The following is an 18329-nucleotide window of genomic DNA, read 5'->3' on the forward strand; positions in this document are numbered from 1 at the left end:
GAGGGCCCGCACTGGTCGCGCGGCGGCGGCACGCGTCGTGCTCAGGCGTTCCACCACACGTGCTCGGCGAACATGAAGCCCATCATTCCGCCGGTCGGAATCGAGCCGAGACCGGCGAGCCGCTTGTCGTAGCCGTCGAGGAAGCTGATGAAGGCCGGAATGCCGACCCGGCACTGCTGCGCGACGAGCACCTGCATGTCGCCGTACATCTGCTTGCGCTTCGCGTCGTCGGTTTCCGATCGCGCGGCGAGCAGCAACTGGTCGAACTTCGCGTTCTTCCAGCCCGACTCGTTCCACGGCGCGTCCGACTTGAAGAACTGCGTGAACAACACGTCGGCGCTCGAGCGCGGATTGATGTTGCCGAAGCCGAGCGGATGCTTCATCCAGTGGTTCGACCAGTAGCCGTCGGGCGACACGCGGTTCACCTGCAGGTTCAGCCCGATCTTCTGGCCGGCCTGCTGCAGCAGCACGGCCATTTCGATCGACCCGTTCGCGTCGGACGTCGCATAGATCGGCGGCAGCGTGGCGCCCAGTGCGCCCGCCTTCTGGAACAGGAACTTCGCCTTGTCCGGATCGTGCGGCCGCTGCGGCAGCGATGCGTTGAAGTAGCGGTGCCCCGGCGGGATCGGCTGGTCGTTGCCGATCACCGCGTAGCCGCGAAACACCGCCGAGCGGATCTGCTCGCGATCGAACAGGTACTTCATCCCTTCGACGAAATCCGGGTTCGCGGTGATCGGGTTGTCGCTACGCACGATCAGGTCGGTATAGAGCCCCGACTTGGTTTCCTGCAGCGCATAGCCCGGCGTCGACGCGACCCGCTGCGTCGAGCGCGGATCGATCGCGTTGATCAGGTGCACGTCGCCCGACAGCAGCGCGTTCAGGCGCGCGGCGCTGTCGCTGATGCCGATCAGCTCGATCTCGTCGAGATACGGCATCCCCGGCTTGAAGTAGCTGTCGTTGCGCACGCCGACGGTCGACACGCCCGGCTTGAACGACTTCAGCTTGTACGGGCCGCAGCCGATGCCGGTGCTGAAGTCGGTCGTGCCGTCCTTGACGATCACGAGCTGCGGCGTCGCGAGGATCACCGGCAGATCAGCGTTCGCGCTGGCGAGCGTGAGCGTGACCTCGTCCGGGCCGCTCGCTTTCGCATCGGCGAACTGATCGGCGAGCGGCTTGACCTTCGAGGCGGTGGCCGCGTTCTTGTGGCGCATCAGCGAGAACACCACGTCGGCCGGCCCGACCGGTTTCCCGTCGTGGAACGTGACGCCCTTGCGCAGCTTGATGACCCACGTTTTCGCGTCGGTCGTCTGCAACGACTGGGCGAGATTCATCTGCGGCGTCAGGCTCGCATCGAGCTGCGTGAGGCCGCTGTAGAACATGAAGAATCGAATGTAGTCGGCGCCCGTCGAGCCCTTGGCCGGGTCCAGCGTATCAGCCGTCGAACTCGATTCGTTCGCGACCCGGATCTTGCCGCCGCGCTTCGGCGCGGGCGCGGCGAACGCGGATTGCATGCCGGTCAGCAGGCCGCCGCCACCGACGGCCATCATGCCGCTCGCCGCCATGACCCGCATCATGTCGCGGCGCGTGATGCCGCCCTTGCCGCCGTTGTCGATATCGTCGCTCATCCGAACTGCTCCTGACTGTGGAAAGTGGGGTCCTGGGATCCAGCGTGTTCGAGAAAACCCGCCGCGCCTGCCTGCTGGTGGCGAACACGACGTCGTGCGCATTGAGTTCATTTAAGCATCGCCAAAATGCGGGTTGTCGCGATTCGGGGCGGCTGCACGACACGATTCGACCGTTTTGGGCCACCTGCGCAGCATGATTTGCTGCGTGACCACGTGTGCCGCCGTTTGCTCGATGCCACGTCGCGACGGCTGCGCAGCGCGTGCGCGACGAAGGAAATCGTAAAGTGATGCACGCGGCAGATTGCGCCGACAAAATTGGCCGTTCAGCATCCGAAGCGCGTTCGGCTCCCTCAAACAGCATGTTTGCGTGGAATGCGCACTCGCGGCCCGCAGTGCCCGAAACGACCGGAACGCCACGTGCACATGCGACAGCGGGTGCCGGCCGTGAGGACGCCTTGAGCCTGAAAGATCGGGAGATTGCGGCGACGCCGATGCGGCTTTGCCGGATAACGGGAAGACGGCCGGGTTGCCCAACGCCGGGAACGAATCGGTGACGGGCCACCAGGCCGTGATTCCCTGCCGCGATGCGGTCGATGCCGGCGTGTCGGCGCGCACGCCGGACACATGCCGGCGTGGCGTGAGGGAGACGCGATGATGTCGTTGCCGGCAGATGCCGGCACGCGGCCGTCAGGCAGCCAGCCTGAACACCGATACGGCGGCCCGCAAGCGTGCCGCCTGTTCATCCAGCGAGGACGCGGCAGCGGCAGCCTGCTCCACCAGCGCGGCATTCTGCTGGGTCACTTCGTCCATTTGCGCGACCGCCAGGCCGACCTGCTCGATGCCGGTGCTTTGCTCGGCGGATGCCGCTGAAATCTCGCCCATGATGTCGGCCACCCGGTCGATCGACCGCACGATCTCCGTCATTCGCGCGCCCGCTGTCTCGACGAGCCGGCTGCCGCTGCCGACCCGCTCGACCGACGCCTCGATCAATCCCTTGATGTCTTTCGCGGCCGCCGCGCTGCGTTGCGCGAGCGAGCGGACCTCCGAGGCCACGACAGCGAACCCGCGCCCTTCCTCGCCGGCCCGCGCGGCCTCGACCGCGGCGTTGAGCGCGAGAATGTTCGTCTGGAACGCGATGCTTTCGATCACGACGGTAATGTCGGCGATCCGCACCGATCCGTCCGAAATCTGCCGCATCGTTTCGACGACTTCGCGCACCGCAGCGCCGCCGAGTTCGGTCGCCTCCTTCGCGTGGGTCACGAGCGCATTCGCCTGACGTGCATTGTCGGCATTCTGTTTGACCGTCGACGTGATCTGCTCCATGCTGGCGGCCGTTTGCTGCAGCGACGCGGCCTGTTCCTCCGTGCGCTGCGACAAGTCCAGATTGCCTTGCGCGATTTCGCCGGTGCCGACGGCAATCGAGTGGGTCGTGGTCTGGATTTCGGCGATGGTCTCGGTCAGTCGGGCCTTCATGTCGGCGAGCGCGACGAGCAGGCTGCCCGGCGCGGCGTTCGCCGTGTCGAACTGCACGTCCAGTTCGCCGGCGGCGATGCGGGCCGCAATGTGCGTCGCATGCGCCGGCTCGCCGCCGAGCGTGCGCCGGACGCTGCGCAACACCCCCCACGCGATCGCCGCGAGCGCCGCGGCGATGACGAGCGTGATGGCGCCCAGCACCTGCGCGAGCCGCGTAAACGCGGCATTGATGTCGTCGTAGAAGAATCCCGTGCCGATCCACCAGTCCCACTCCGGAATGGCGACCACGCCCTGGAGTTTCGGCTCCACGTCCGCGTCCGGGCTGCGCTTGATCAGCACGTCGACGAGCGCGAAATGCGCCTGGGCCATTCCGGCGCGGTACGCCTCGCTGTCGGTCATGCCGCTGGTCGTGCGGTTGCCCTTGGCGCGGGTGCCGATGAACTTCGCGTTCGGATGCACGAGGTTGACGCCGTCGGACGTCGTCACCCAGTAGTAGCTTTTCGAATTCGCATTGAGCGCGGACAACGCGGCCTTGGCCTGCTGCTGGGCCTGATCTGGCGTGAGCGTGCCGTTCGCCTGCATCGCGCGATACGCGTCGACCAGATGCTCGGCTTTGGTCAGAAGAATGACGATCTCTTCACGACGGCTGTCGATCAGCGCGTCGCGCAGCGTATACAGCGACATCGCGGCAAGCAATGCAACGCCGAGCAGCGCCGCGGCGACGAGCATCAGCAGTTTCGTGGACAACTTCATGCGGAGGGCCTCGATATATTAACCGTTCGGTACATATATCGGCCCGGGCGGCCCTGCCTTGAATGGCTCTGTATCGGTAATTACCCTCGTTTCGTGCGGTGATCGTACGCGCAAGGCGGAACGGCCGTCGCGCCACCCCGGTCGATCGCGACGGGCACGGCCGCGCGCGCAGGGCACGCGGCCCCACGCCGGCGCGGCGTCGCTTACAGCCCGAGCTGTGTCGCGAGATGGCCGATGTCCGACACCTCGTAATAGTTGTAGAACGGCGTGCCCGGCTCGTGGCCGCGGTTCACGAATGCCTTGTGCTTGATGCCGAGGTCCTCGGCCGTCATCAGGTCGTAGCGCAGGCTCGACGACACGTGCAGCACGTCCTCCGGCTTGCAGCCGAGCTTGCCGAACATGTATTCGAAGCCCTGCATCCGCGGCTTGTACGACTGCGCCTGCTGCGCGGTGAACACCGCATGGAACGGCGCGCCGAGCTTGTCGACGTTGCTCATGATCTGGTCGTCCGACGCGTTGGACAGGATCACCAGCTTGTACTTCGTGGCCAGCCGCGAAAGCCCGGCCGGGACGTCCGGATGCGGACCCCACGTCGGCACCGCATGATAGAAACGCTCGGCCTCGGCCTCGTCGAACTGCACGCCGATGCGCGCGCAGGTGCGCCGGATCGCATTGACGACGACGTCGCGGTACGGCTTCCACGCCCCGAGCACCTCGTCGAGCCGATAGGCGGCGAACGCGCGCACGAATTCCTCCATCGCGACCGGCGACAGCCGGTCCGCGTAGACCTCGCGCGCCATTTCCGCCATCCGGAAGCGGGTCAGCGTGCCGTAGCAGTCGAACGTGATGAACTTCGGTTCAAATTGGATCATGGTGACGTCCTGTCGGTGTGAAGCCCCGGCAGGGCCGGGGACGGGCTGGGTTGTACGAAATTGAATCAGGGCAAAAAGTCCTTCGCGCATCGTTCGACGCCGGTCAAAACGCAGAATCACCGCGTGTTGGGCGCGCTGCACGGCACGATCTGCGGTGCGATTCCGGGCGGTGCGCTCCGGCCTGCCGACGGGTCTCGCAAAACCGCGACGCGCGTGCCCGGCGCGGCCGCCACGCGGTTCGGCGCGGCAGCGAGCGGCGCGCCACCCCGCTTCCATCGTACTGGCGTTCATGCAGCAGAAGCTGCCGGGAAGACGGTCCGAGGCGGCACGATCCGCGCGTTCGCGCACGCCGATCGAGCGGGTTTACGTCGATCTCTCTCGCGCGCTCGTCGCCGCCGGAAAACAGGCGAATCGTCCTATCCGCGCCGTGGTGGCGCTGGCACAGTCGACATGTCATTCCTACCCATCCGGAGTCCGGCGTGGCCGACCTCAATTCTTCCAGCACGCTTACCTATCGCCCTTTCGCCGAGACCGACCTGCCTGCCGCGCTGCGGCTGTCGGAAGCAGTCAAGTGGCCGCACCGGCTCGACGACTGGCGCTTCGCATTCCAGCTCGGCAGCGGCTTCGTCGCCGAAGACGAATCCGGCATCGTCGGCACCGCGCTCGGCTGGCGCTTCGGCGAGTCGCACGCATCGCTCGGCATGGTGATCGTGTCGCCCGAGCGCCAAGGTCGCGGCATCGGCCGCGAATTGTTTGCGCGCGTCGTCGACAGCCTCGGCACGCGCACGATCCTCCTGCACGCGACACCGTCCGGCGAACCGCTCTACGTGAAGTTCGGCTTCGCGGCGATCGGCTCGATCGACCAGCACCAGGGCGCCGCGTTCCAGCCGCCGCTGATCTCGCTGCCGCCGGGCGAGCGGCTGCGCCCGCTCGGCACCAACGACGGTCCGCGCCTCGCCGCGCTCGCATCGCGCGCGGCCGGCTACCCGCGCGATGCGGTGATCGATGCGCTGCTCGGCGTCGCCAACGGGATCGCACTCGACCGCGACGGCGAACTGCTCGGCTTCGCGCTCTTTCGCCGTTTCGGTCGCGGCCACGTGATCGGCCCTGTGATCGCACCGGACCCGCTGCGCGCGCAGGCGCTGATCAGCCACTGGCTCGCGCTGCACGAAGGCATGTTCGTGCGCGTCGACGTGCCGGGCGACAGCGGGCTGTCGGACTGGCTGCAGGGGCTCGGCCTGCCGCGCGTCGACACCGTCGTCGCGATGGCCCGCGGCGCGGCGCCTGCCCGCGATCCGGCACTGCGCGCGTTCGCGATCGTCAACCAGGCGCTCGGCTGAACCGCACGCACGATGAGCTTTCTCTACAAGGCCGACCCGGTGCGCGGCGCGCAATGGGCGCAGCGCTTCGCGCAACAGGCGCCCGACCTCGCGTTCCGGATCTGGCCGGACATCGGCGATCCCGAAGCCGTGCGCTATCTCGCCGCGTGGCAGCCGCCCGACGATCCGTTAGCGCTGCTGCCGAATCTGGAAATCGTGTTTTCGGTCGGCGCCGGCATCGACCAGTTCGACCTGTCGCGCGTGCCCACGCACATCCCGGTCGTGCGGATGATCGAGCCGGGCATCGTCGAAGGGATGGTCGAATACGTGACGCAGGCCGTGCTGACGATCCATCGCGACCTGTTCGACTATGCGGCGCAGCAGCGCGAGCACGTGTGGCGCGAGAAGCCGGTGCGCGCCGCCGCGTCGCGACGCGTCGGCGTGCTCGGGCTCGGCACGCTCGGGCAGGCCGTGCTCGACACGCTGCTGCGCTTCGGCTTCCCGTGCGCCGGCTGGAGCCGCACGCCGCGCACGCTCGACGGCATCGACTGCTACGCGGGCGACGCGGCGCTCGACGCGTTCCTTGCCCGAACCGACATTCTGATCTGCCTGCTGCCGCTCACCGACGACACGCGCGGCCTGCTCGGCGCGCGCGTGTTCGACGCGCTGCCGGCCGGCGCATCGCTCGTACAGGTCGGGCGCGGCCCGCAGCTCGATGCGACCGCGCTGCTCGCCGCGCTCGGCAGCGGCCGCCTCGACAGCGCGATCCTCGACGTGACGGACCCGGAGCCTTTGCCGGCCGGCCACCCGTTCTGGATGCATCCACGCATTCGCATCACGCCGCACATCGCCAGCGCGACGCGGCCCGACACCGCGGCCGACGCCGTGCTCGCAAACCTCGCGCGCCATCGCGCGGGGCAGCCGATGATCGGCGTCGTCGATCGCGCACGCGGCTACTGACGCGCGCGCCCGGCCCCGCGGGGCGCGCAGCAGAAAATGCCGAAGCGCCCCGTGCAAACACCGCTTTCGTACGTTTCAGGCCGCAAATTGAAGACGCATGCGGATTTCTCGCCCGGTAGCATGACCTCACGCTGACACCCGACGAGAGTCCCGCCCTGCCATGAACCAAACCGCGCTGATCGAAGCCGATCGTCAACACCTGATCCACCCTGTCGTCAACTATCGTGCGCACGAGGCGCGCGGCGTCACCGTGCTCGAATCCGCCGAAGGCGTGTTCCTGCGCGACGCCGACGGCCACACGTTGCTCGATGCGTTCTCGGGCCTGTGGTGCGTGAACGTCGGCTACGGCCGCGACAGCATCGTGAAGGCCGCCGCCGAACAAATGGCGAAGCTGCCCTACGCGACCGGCTATTTCCATTTCGGCTCACGACCCGCGATCGAGCTGGCCGAACGCCTCGCGGCGCTCGCGCCGCCGTCGCTGAATCGCGTGTACTTCACGCTCGGCGGCTCGGATGCGATCGACTCCGCGGTGCGTTTCATCACGCACTATTTCAACGCAACCGGCCGCCCGACGAAAAAGCACATGATCGCGCTCGAGCGCGGCTATCACGGCTCGTCGTCGATCGGCGCCGGCCTCACCGCGCTGCCCGCGTTCCACCGTCACTTCGACCTGCCGCGCGCGGACCAGCACCACATCCCGTCGCCCTACCCGTATCGCCACCCGCTCGGCAACGATTCGCAGGCGCTGATCGCCGCGTCGGTCGCCGCGCTCGAAGCGAAAGTCGCCGAACTCGGCGCGGACAACGTCGCGGCCTTCTTCTGCGAGCCCGTGCAGGGTTCCGGCGGCGTGATCGTGCCGCCGGCCGGCTGGCTGAAGGCGATGCGCGACGCTTGCCGGCGCCTCGGCATCCTGTTCGTCGCCGACGAGGTGATCACCGGCTTCGGCCGCACGGGCCCGTTGTTCGCGTGCGAGACCGAGCAGGTCGACCCGGACCTGATGACCGTCGCGAAGGGGCTGACCGCCGGCTATGCGCCGATGGGGGCCGTGCTGATGTCCGATGAAATCTACGAAGGGATCGCGGGCAGCCGCGCCGATTCGCCCGCGGTCGGCCACGGCCATACGTATTCCGCGCATCCGGTCAGCGCGGCGATCGGCCTCGAGGTGCTGAAGCTCTATCACGAAGGCGGGCTGCTCGCGAACGGCCAGGCGATGGCGCCGCGTTTCGCCGCGGGGCTCGATGCGCTGCGCGCGCATCCGCTCGTCGGCGACGCCCGTTCGGTCGGGCTGCTCGGCGCGCTCGAGCTGGTCGCCGACAAGGCACGCAAGACGCGCTTCGACCCTGCGCTGAACGTGCCCGACAAGATTGCCGCCGCCGCGTACGCGAACGGCGTGGTGTTTCGCGCATTCGGCGACGGCGTGCTCGGTTTCGCGCCGGCGCTGAGCTTCAGCGCGGGCGAGTTCGACCTGATGTTCGAACGCGTGCGCAAGACGCTCGACGACGTGCTGGCCGACGCGGGCGTTCAGCGCGCGCTCGACGCCGCGCACGCGCAGCCGGCCTGACCGGCCAAGGGAAAGCCGGGCTTGTGGCGGCCATCGTTCGACTCTAAAGTAACCGGACATTCCATTTTTTCCCTCTCACGTGAACATGACGGACAGCAAGCTGGATCGCATCGACCTGCGCATCCTCTCCCAGTTGCAAAAGCGCGGCCGCATGACCAACGTCGAACTGGCCGATGCGGTCGGGCTGTCACCCAGTCCTTGCCTGATCCGCGTGAAGCGGCTCGAGAAGGCCGGCTACATCGGCGGCTACGGCGCGCACATCCAGCTCGAGAAACTCGGCGACGTGCAGGTCGTGTTTACCGAAGTCACGCTGGCCGACCACCGGCGCGAGGACTTCGATCGTTTCGTCGCGGCGATCCGCAACGTCGACGAGATCGTCGAGTGCCACCTCGCGAGCGGCGGCTACGACTATCTGCTGAAGTTCATCACGCGCAGCGTGAGCCATTACCAGACGATCGTCGAAGGGCTGCTCGAGCAGAACATCGGCATCGAGAAGTATTTCAGTTACGTCATCATCAAGTCGCCGTTCGTCAAACGGCACTACCCGCTCGAATCGCTGTTCGGCGAGCGTCACTGACGGACAGCGCGCGGCATCCACGAACGCGGCGGCTAGCCGTCCGCGCGGGGTAGTCGCGCGCCCGCGCCGCTGCCGTCGTCACCGAATCGCCCCATCCAAGGATCTGTCATGCCGCTTACGCTGTCCCGAACCGAACTCGTTCGCACCGCCAACCTGATCGACGGCACCTGGCGCGATGCGCTCGACGGCCGCCGCTTCGACGTCACCGATCCGGCGACGCTCGAGATCGTTGCCCACGCACCCGACAGCGGCGCCGCCGACGCGCGCGCCGCGACCGACGCGGCAGCGCGCGCGCTGCCCGGATGGCGCGCAACGCCCGCTCGCGAACGGGCCGCCATCCTGCGCGCGTGGCATGCGGCGATCGTCGCGCACACCGACGATCTCGCGGCGCTGATGTCGCGCGAACAAGGCAAGCCGCTCGCCGAAGCGCGCGGCGAAGTCGCGTACGGTGCGTCGTACGTGCTGTGGTTCGCCGAGGAAGCGACGCGCACCTATGGCGACCTGATTCCGCAGCAGCAGCGCGGCAAGCGGCTGAGTGCGGTCAAGGAGCCGATCGGCATCGTCGCCGCGGTCACGCCGTGGAATTTTCCGCTCGCGATGATCGCGCGCAAGATCGCACCCGCGCTCGCGGCCGGCTGCACGGTCGTTGCGAAACCGGCGGAAGACACGCCGCTCACGGCGCTCGCGCTGGCCTTCCTCGCACAGGAAGCCGGCGTGCCGCCGGGCGTGCTCAACATGATCGCGGCATCGCGCGAACGCGGCATCGATGCGGTGGCCGACTGGCTCGCCGACGCTCGCGTGCGCAAGATCACGTTCACCGGATCGACGCCCGTCGGCAAGCTGCTCGCGCGCGAATCGGCCGCGACGCTGAAGAAGCTGTCGCTGGAGCTCGGCGGCAATGCACCGTTCATCGTGTTCGACGATGCCGAGCTCGACGCCGCGGTCGACGGGCTGATGGCCGCCAAGTTCCGTAACGGTGGCCAGACCTGCGTGTCGCCGAATCGCGTGTACGTGCAGGCCGGCGTCTACGACGCCTTCGCCGCGAAACTCGCCGCGCGCGTCGCCGCGCTGAAGGTCGCGCCGGCGACCGACCCGGCCGCGCAGATCGGCCCGATGATCAACGCGCGCGCGATCGACAAGATCGCGCGCCACGTCGGCGACGCGATCGAGCGCGGCGCACGCGTGCTCACGGGCGGCAAGCGCCTGCCCGAACTCGGGCCGCACTATTACGCGCCGACGGTGCTCGCCGAGGCCACCGCCGACATGCAGCTGACCTGCGAGGAAACCTTCGGTCCGGTCGCCGCGCTGTTTCGGTTCGCCACCGAGGACGAAGCCGTCGACGCCGCGAACGACACGCCGTTCGGGCTTGCCGCGTATTTCTACACGCAGGACGTGCGCCGCATCGCGCGCGTGTCGGCACGGCTCGAAACGGGCATCGTCGGCATCAACGAGGGCGCGCTTGCGAGCGAAGCCGCGCCGTTCGGCGGCGTGAAGGAATCGGGCTACGGCCGTGAAGGCTCGCGCTACGGCCTCGACGATTACCTGTCGATCAAGTATCTGTGCCAGGGCGGGCTCGACTGATCCCGCGCAGCCGCTCGCATCCGCGGCCGTTGCGTTCCGTTGCGCGGCGCGCCGCGACCGGCGCGCTCCGGCCGCACACGTTTGCGGCACCCATGCAGTCATCGCTTCGCATGTCGGCCTCGATTTCCGGTTAACGGTGCCGTTAACCCGGATTTGACCCGCGCCGCTGCGGTCGCAGCCGGCTCCCCGCACGAACGCGAGCAATGCCTGCATTCACTTCGATCGAGAAAATTGCCGACTGGGCCGGCCGCCACCATCTGATCGTCGGTGTGCTGGGCACGCTGATGTCGCTCGCGGCGTTCGGCATCAGCGCAGCGACGCTGTGGGCCGCGCGAAGCGAAGTCGTCGAGCATGCGCACGAGACGTCGCGCAATGTCGCGGCCGTCCTGGTCAGCGAGATCGCGCGCACCGTCGAAACGTCCAACAATGCGCTCGTCGCGCTGGCCATCGATCTCGGCAATCCCGCCGTCGCACGCATGGACGCCGGGCTGCGTCACGACGTGCTGTTCGAGCGCACGGCCGCGCAATACGTGACCGGCATGGGCGTGACGGACCGCTACGGCCGTTTGATCGACGGCTGTTGCAGCCCGACCCACAACTGGGACTTCAGCGATCGCGACTACTTCAAGGTCCATCGCGATGCGGACAACGTCGGCCTCTACGTGTCCGAGGCGTATCGCGCGCGTTCGCGCGGCGACACCGAATCGATCGCGCTGTCGCGGCGCATCGAGCGGGCGGATCACACGTTCGACGGGATCGCGGTGGTCGCCATCGACCTCGCCTACTTCGATCGGCTACTGTCCCGCCTGAACGTCGGGCCGCACGGCGTCAGCGCAATCCTGCGCGCGGACGGCACGATCCTCGCGCGCAACCCGCCGTTGAGCGATCACCAGATGGTCCGCCTGCGCCGCTCGAAGTCGTTCGAACGGATGGTGAGCCGCGAATCGGGTTTCTATGCGGCGCGCTCGAGCATCGACGGCACCGTGCGGCTTTATACGTTCCAGCGTGTACCCGGAACGCCGCTGATCGCCGTGGTCGCGCCGGCCGAGCGCGACGTGCTGGCCGGCACCACGCACCTCGCGTGGACGGTCGGTGTGTCTGCGTCCGTCATCGGTGCGCTGTTCTGCGCGGTGGTGTGGCTGCTCGCGTTCGCGCTGCGGGACAACCTGCGCAAGCAGACGCTGCTCACCGACCTGACGCGCACCGATCCGCTCACGGGCCTGCACAACCGTCGCGCGCTCGATGCCGCGCTCGCCGACGAATGGGAGCGGCTGCAGCGCGGCAGTGACGGCAGCCTGTCGGTGCTGTTCATCGACGCCGACCACTTCAAGCAGTACAACGACCGGTACGGCCATGCGCAAGGCGACGTCGCGCTGCGCTTTCTCGCCGAATGCATCCGTGCGCATACGCGGCGGCGCGGCGATCTCGCCGCGCGCTACGGCGGCGAGGAATTCGTCGCCGTGTTGCCCGATACGGACGAAGGCGCCGCCGCGCAGGTCGCCGAGGCGATTCGCCGCGCCGTGGAGCGCAACGGGCTCGACGGGTTCGACGCGACGATTCCGGCTTTCACGGTCAGCATCGGCTGCGCGACCGGGCACCGCGCGCACCCGAGGTCCGTGCACGCGTTGTCGCATCAGGCGGACCTCGCCCTCTATGCGGCGAAGCGCCAGGGCAGAAACCGCGTGTGCCACGCCGACGCGAAGTCGTTGGCTCAACCGGCTTGACCGTGCCGGTTCCGCTCTCCTTCAAGCACCCGCGCGAGCACCGCCTGCCCGTATCCGCACGCTGCAGGACATCGGCCGACGGCAGAATCGATCCGGCCGCAAACGTTCAGCATCACGAATTCACCACATAGTGAACATTCGGGCGCATCGTCCGCGACCCGAAACAAATCCTTAACGGCTGCGTCACGATTGCCCACGACAATCCGCCATCTTCAACACTCAGGATGGAGTCTTGCATGTTTGCGTCACGAAGCCGTTTCCCGCTGCACGTCGCAGCGCTGTCGAGTGCGATCGTTCTCGCCGCATGCGGCGGCGGCGACGATGTCGCGTCGACCACCGCGACCAGCGCGGCCATGCCGGCACCGCCGGCCGACCCGGGTTTCGTCGACAGCGCGCCCGTGCCGAGCGTGCCGGCCTTCGTCGACAACATCGCGACCAACCAGCGCGGCGACGCGCGCTATGCAACGCTGTCGACCAACGCCGCCGTGCGCGTGGTGAGCCGCTTCCTCGACCTGTGGCAGCCGGCGACGATGCTGGTCGATGCCGGCGTGAGCGCGCCCGCCAACGGCGCGTTTCCGGCGATCTCGCCGTCGACCTGCTCGGGCCTGCCCGGCAGCGGCACGCCTTGCGGCACGATCATGAACGACACGGTGCTCAACGCCAATGTCCAGTACGTGATCAACGCAACCACCGCCCGCACGCAGCAACAGGCCGACGCCGCCTACTTCGACGACCGGCGCGGCAAGGGCTACAGCGTGACCGACGGCATGGGGCCGCTCACCGACGCATGGCGCACCGCGGCCCAGCAGACAACCAGCATCACCAGCGTGCCCGCCGACGCGACGACGGTGCTGTACAACGATTCCGGCAACAACGTCGGTGTCGGCAGCAGCACGAACACGAACTTCGGCAAGGTCGTCGACCTGCTCAACGAGATGGGCAACAACGCGTCGACCGAGCCGTCGAAGCGCTTCTACAAGTATGCGCGGCCGTACCGGTGGAGCACGAGCGTGGTCGTCGCGCCGACGCTCGTGCCGGCGGAAAGCACAGCGCCCGCCACTGACGGCGGCTTCATCAGCGGCCACACGGCCGAAGCGATGCGCGACGCGATGACGATGGCGTGGCTCGTGCCGGAGCGCTTCCAGGAGATGGTCAGCCGCGGCCTCGAACTCGGCGAAAACCGAATCCTCGCCGGTATGCACTCGCCGCTCGACGTGATCGGCGGCCGCATGCTCGCGCTCGCGATCAGCGCGGCGAACCTGACCGCGTACGCGAGCGACGCGCAGGCCGCGTATGCGCAAGCCCATCAGACGCTGCAGCAGCTCACGGGAACGACCGATACGACGTTCGCCGCCTTCGCGCACTCGGGCACGCCGACCACCGACCGGTTTGCCGATTACGCGACGAACAAGACGGCCTTCGCGCGCCGCATGACGTTCGGCTTCGGCACGATCGAATCGACCGGCGCGCCGCCCGTGGTGCCGAAGGGCGCGGAAATTCTGCTGCAGACGCGCTTCCCGTATCTGAGCGCGGATCAGCGGCGCGTCGTGCTGAAGACCACCGAAGTGCAGTCCGGCTATCCGGTGATGGACGACGCGGAAGGCTGGGGCCGCCTGAACCTGTTCGCCGCGGCCGACGGTTACGGCGCGTTCAGCGGCAACGTCGTCGTGTCGATGGATGCATCCCAGGGCGGGCTCAATGCGGCCGACCAGTGGCGCAACGACATCGCCGGCGCCGGCAAGCTGACGCTGCAAGGCACCGGCACGCTGACGCTCGCCGGCAACAACAGCTATACGGGCGGCACGCAGGTCAGTGGCGGCACGCTCGCCGCTGCATCGGCGAGCGCATTCGGCACCGGTGATGTCTATGTCGGCTCGGGCGGCAGCGTACGGATCGCGGCCGCGTCGCCCGTGACGGTCGCGACACGCTACACGCAGCTCGACAACACGACGCTCGAGCTCGACATCGACGGCAACGGCGGCGGACGGCTGCGCGTCGGCGGGCCGTTTACGGTCGCGGGCGGCACGCTGCACGTGAAGTTCGTGAATGGCTATGCGCCGAAGGCCGGCGACACGATCGCGCTGATCGACGGCGCGGCGGCTTCAGCGAAGTTCTCGACCGTGACGGTCGACGGGTTCAAGGCGACGCCGGTTTATACGGCGACGGGGGTGTCGATGAGGTTGTCGGCGTCATGATCCGGAGCGGTGCGCGCGGGACGTTCATCGCGTCGGACTTTCCGCCGCGCCGCGCCTGATGGGTGCCCGCATCCACGTGGATTGCACGCACCCTCCGGAACAGCCCGGCCGCCATGCCGAACTGACTGACGGTCAGGCCGATATCGCGGTTCATCGTCAGCGCCGCGAAGCCGATGTTGGTGCGATCGATGTAGTTGAAGCAATTGCGGTCGATCTGGCCGACCTGCCGGCCGGGCCGCTCGACGAAGCGCAGGCCAGGGCGCTGTTCGCGCGCTTCGGCATCCCGCCCGCGCGGGAACGCATCGTCCGCACCGCCGAGGATGCGGAGCAGGCTGCGCGCGACTTCGACGATCGCGTCGAGCTCGAGCGTCTGTCGAACCGCATCACGCACAAGCGCGATGTCGGCGGCGTGGCGATCGGCCTGAGCGCGGGCGGGATCGGCTGGCGTCTCACGCGCATGCGCTGCGACGTCGAGATCGCGGCCGGCTTCGCGCCCGATGTCGAAGCGCTCGCCGCCGCGCTCGTGGCGTTCTCGCGGATGGCGCTTCAGCTCGGCGAGCGGCTCGTCGAAGCCGAGATCAATCCGCTGTTCGTGTTCGACGCCGGCCAAGGCGTGCGAGCGGCCGACGGCGTTGCCGTGCTCGCTTGACGCGGCTGCGGCCGATCGTTCGCGCGACGCAACCGCTGTCGCATGAACGGCCGGCCGTCCCGCGTCAGCTCGCGCCGTCCGCCGGGTGTGCGCATCGAGCCCGCTCGATACATGCGCAAAGCGCTTCGGCGATCGCGTCGAGCGATACGCCGGGCCCGAAAGTCGCTGCGACACCCTTCGCCTTCAGATGTCGCGCATCCGCGGCGGGAACGATGCCGCCCAACACCACCGGAATCTCGGCGCGATGCGATGCCAGTTCGTCGAGCAGCTCTTCGACGAGCTCGAGGTGGGCGCCCGACAACGACGAAATGCCGACGATATCGGCGCCATGCGCCTGCGCTGCTGCCGCCACGGATGCGGGTTGCTGAAAAAGCGGCAGGCGAACGACGTCGAATCCGGCGTCCTCGAGCGCGGCTGCGACGACGGCCGCACCGCGGTCGTGTCCGTCCTGGCCGAGCTTGGAGATCACGATGCGCGGCCGGCGGCCGTCCCGTTTCGCCAGCCGGTCGACGCGGCCCTTCGCCGCCCGCCATGCGGCGTCGCCTTGCCGATGGTCGCCGTAGACACCCTCGCCGTCCGCTTCCACCGCTGCGGCGTGCCGCGGCCATACCAATTCGAGCGCGCGCGTACACTCCCCGACGGTCGCACGTGCCCGCATGCAGTCGATCGCCAGTGCGAGCAGGTTTCCGGTGCCGTCGCGCGCCGCATCGGCCAGCCGCCGCAACGCCGTCGCAACCCGCACCGGATCGCGCGCGGCCTTGACGGCTGCGATTCGCCGTTCCTGCCCGGCCCGAACATGACGGCCGTCGACCTCGCGTACCATGAACGCGTCCGTCGGATCGCTCGCGACGAAACGGTTCACGCCGACCACGGTCCGGCGCCCGGAATCGACCTGCGCCTGCGTCGCGGCCGCGGCACGCAGCAAGCGCCGTTTGACCCAGCCGGACTCGATCGCGGCGATCACGCCGCCCTGCGCGTCGATGGCAGCCAGCTCGGCGCGCACACGTGTCGCGATGCCGTCCGTCAGTGACTCCATCATGTACGAACCGGCCCACGGATCGACCGTGTCGCACAGTCCCGTTTCATGCTGCAGAATCAGCTGCGTGTTGCGAGCGAGGCGCGCGGCCGCCGCCGAGGGCAGCGCAAGCGCTTCGTCGTACGCATTCGTGTGAAGCGACTGCGTGCCGCCGAACGCCGCGGCCATCGCCTGCGCGGTCACGCGAACGATGTTGTTTTCCGGCTCCTGAGCCGTCAACGACCAGCCCGATGTCTGGCAATGCATGCGCAGTGCGCACGCCCGGGGCGAACGCGCGCCGCACGCATGCGCGATCTCCGCCCACAGCAGACGCGCCGCGCGCAGCTTGGCGATTTCCGTATAGAAATCACTGCCCACGCCGAAGAAAAAGCTCAGACGGGAGCACGCTTCATCCGCAGGCATGCCACGTGCGGCCAGCGTGTCGACGTATGCACGCGCGTTTGACAGCGTCAACGCGAGTTCGAGCACGGCATCGGCGCCGGCTTCCTGGAAGTGATATCCCGACACCGACAGCGCATTGAAGCGCGGGGCGTGCTCCGCCAGCCACAACGCGACGTCTGCGACGATCCGCATCGACGGCGCCGGCTCGAATATCCACGTATTGCGGACCATGTACTCCTTCAGGATGTCGTTCTGAACCGTCCCGCCGATCCGGGCGGGCGGCACACCCTGCTCCTCGGCGGCCACGACGAACGCCGCCATGATCGGCAGGACCGCGCCATTCATCGTCATCGACACGGTCGTGCGGTCGAGCGCGATGCCGTCGAACAGTCGCACCATGTCCTCGACCGTATCGATCGCGACGCCGGCCACACCGACATCGGCCCGCGCGTCGGCGCAATCCGAGTCGTAGCCTCGCTGCGTCGCCAGGTCGAATGCCACGGACAGCCCCTGCGCGCCCTGCTCGAGTGCCGTGCGAAACGCGAGATTGGAATCGGTCGCGTCCGCGTGCCCCGTGTATTGCCGGATCGTCCATGGGCGATCGGAATACATCGACGCGTACGGCCCGCGCACATAGGGCCACGCGCCGGGCATGCCGTCGAGATGCGCGACCGCTTCGAGATCGCGCTGCGTGTAGAGTGTGCGCAGCGGCACCGTCCGCGCGCCTCGGTCGTTCCGCGCGACGCTCTCCACGTCAGCGCCCGGCTCCATGATTGCCGCTTCGTTCATGCCCGGCTCCAGTGCTTTTGCGTGATCACGTCGGCAATCTTCGTCCCGTCGCTGTCGCGGACGATTTCGCTCCAGTGCAGCAAGCCCCCCGCATCAGGTCGGGCACGCAAGAAACGCACGGTCAACGCATCGCCGATGTCGAGATTTCCGTGAAAGTACAGTTGACGCGCCGCCAGCACCGGTGCGTGCGCGAAGCGGTAATGCTGCCATTCCGCGCGGTCGACGAATGCCTGGAAGCTGGCGAAGTACAGCAGGTCCGCGCCGTTGAAATCCATGTTCGGGCACGGCAGGAACGAGACGCTTGCGCCGTCGTCCTCGGTGAGGCCGGCGAGCGCCGGTACGATCGACAAATCCCGCACCCGCAACTTCTTCGCCCGTTCCGCCATCGACAGCGCATCGGCCGGGACCGGTCCGGTGCGGCCGTCGACGCCGGTCATTCGCGCCTTCATCACCGAACGGTTGCTGCCGGCATGTTCGCGCGTCACGAACGTCGACATCATCCGCACGACTCCGGCTTCTTCGTTGCCGTGCCGGATCCGCTGTTCGCTGAAATGGCGAATCGGGCCGACCCGGTGAAGCGCGACATGAAGCGCGAACGTGTCGTTCTCGCAAATCGCTTGGCGGCGGTTCATGTCCACGCGCACCGCAACGAACGACGCGTAGGCACGCCGCCCATCATCGTCGAAGAACTCGGGCACGTCGCGGCCGCTATGCGCGGCCAGCGCGTCCCAGTGGCGTTGCCCGCACTCCTTGAGCAGCCAGTTTTCCGCGAGCCCCGTGTGCGCGAGTTGCGGCATGCCGGCCCGATAGCGATGGATGGCGGTATGCATCGGC

The 18329-nt window shown here is 68.0% G+C and carries 12 protein-coding genes and 1 pseudogene; 8 read left to right on the forward strand and 5 right to left on the reverse strand.

Annotation, left to right across the window (positions count from 1 at the left end; all coding sequences use genetic code 11):
* Nucleotides 1–41: 41 nt before the first annotated feature.
* The 3 genes from WS66_RS31800 to WS66_RS31815 form a co-directional block, all read right to left on the reverse strand.
* On the reverse strand, nt 42–1625 hold the full coding sequence (locus WS66_RS31800) for an ABC transporter substrate-binding protein (RefSeq protein ID WP_059599589.1): 1584 nt from the start codon (nt 1623–1625) through the stop codon (nt 42–44).
* Between the two features lie 687 nt (nt 1626–2312).
* Nucleotides 2313–3851, reverse strand: a complete 1539-nt coding sequence (locus tag WS66_RS31810; protein ID WP_059599591.1) for a methyl-accepting chemotaxis protein — start codon at nt 3849–3851, stop codon at nt 2313–2315.
* Between the two features lie 203 nt (nt 3852–4054).
* Nucleotides 4055–4723 carry a haloacid dehalogenase type II gene (locus WS66_RS31815; RefSeq protein ID WP_059599594.1) on the reverse strand — a complete coding sequence of 223 codons (669 nt, stop codon included), beginning with the start codon at nt 4721–4723 and terminating at the stop codon, nt 4055–4057.
* Nucleotides 4724–5202: 479 nt separating this feature from the next.
* Between WS66_RS31815 and WS66_RS31820 the strand changes: the two genes are divergently transcribed.
* The 8 genes and pseudogenes from WS66_RS31820 to WS66_RS31855 all read left to right on the forward strand — a co-directional run.
* The gene (locus WS66_RS31820) at nt 5203–6063 is read left to right on the forward strand and encodes a GNAT family N-acetyltransferase (RefSeq protein ID WP_059599597.1); all 861 of its coding nucleotides are present in this window, start codon (nt 5203–5205) and stop codon (nt 6061–6063) included.
* Nucleotides 6064–6075: 12 nt separating this feature from the next.
* Complete coding sequence (locus tag WS66_RS31825; RefSeq protein WP_059599599.1) at nt 6076–7002, forward strand: 2-hydroxyacid dehydrogenase; 927 nt, start codon at nt 6076–6078, stop codon at nt 7000–7002.
* A gap of 160 nt (nt 7003–7162) precedes the next feature.
* Nucleotides 7163–8563 (forward strand): aspartate aminotransferase family protein, encoded by a 1401-nt coding sequence (locus WS66_RS31830; RefSeq protein WP_059599601.1) that lies wholly within the window; start codon nt 7163–7165, stop codon nt 8561–8563.
* Nucleotides 8564–8648: 85 nt separating this feature from the next.
* Complete coding sequence (locus WS66_RS31835) at nt 8649–9140, forward strand: Lrp/AsnC family transcriptional regulator (protein WP_006749694.1); 492 nt, start codon at nt 8649–8651, stop codon at nt 9138–9140.
* 108 nt (nt 9141–9248) lie between these two features.
* Nucleotides 9249–10721: an NAD-dependent succinate-semialdehyde dehydrogenase gene (locus tag WS66_RS31840; RefSeq protein WP_059599603.1), complete on the forward strand. Its 1473-nt coding sequence runs from the start codon at nt 9249–9251 to the stop codon at nt 10719–10721.
* Between the two features lie 203 nt (nt 10722–10924).
* Nucleotides 10925–12445 carry a sensor domain-containing diguanylate cyclase gene (locus tag WS66_RS31845; RefSeq protein WP_059599605.1) on the forward strand — a complete coding sequence of 507 codons (1521 nt, stop codon included), beginning with the start codon at nt 10925–10927 and terminating at the stop codon, nt 12443–12445.
* A 236-nt stretch (nt 12446–12681) separates the two neighbouring features.
* On the forward strand, nt 12682–14640 hold the full coding sequence (locus tag WS66_RS31850; protein ID WP_059599607.1) for a phosphatase PAP2 family protein: 1959 nt from the start codon (nt 12682–12684) through the stop codon (nt 14638–14640).
* A gap of 208 nt (nt 14641–14848) precedes the next feature.
* Nucleotides 14849–15289, forward strand: a pseudogene (locus tag WS66_RS31855) (acetate--CoA ligase family protein); the annotation flags it as partial.
* 64 nt (nt 15290–15353) lie between these two features.
* On the opposite strand, the gene scpA reads toward WS66_RS31855, so the two are convergent.
* Nucleotides 15354–17495, reverse strand: a complete 2142-nt coding sequence (scpA, locus tag WS66_RS31860) for a methylmalonyl-CoA mutase (RefSeq protein ID WP_059599609.1) — start codon at nt 17493–17495, stop codon at nt 15354–15356.
* A complete protein-coding gene (locus WS66_RS31865) occupies nt 17492–18325 on the reverse strand; it encodes a Pnap_2097 family protein (protein ID WP_059599700.1) in 834 nt (277 codons plus the stop codon). The genes scpA and WS66_RS31865 overlap by 4 nt, the downstream gene beginning before the upstream one ends.
* Nucleotides 18326–18329 lie beyond the last annotated feature (4 nt).

The organism is Burkholderia sp. LA-2-3-30-S1-D2, assembly GCF_001523915.2.
GTDB lineage: Bacteria > Pseudomonadota > Gammaproteobacteria > Burkholderiales > Burkholderiaceae > Burkholderia > Burkholderia diffusa.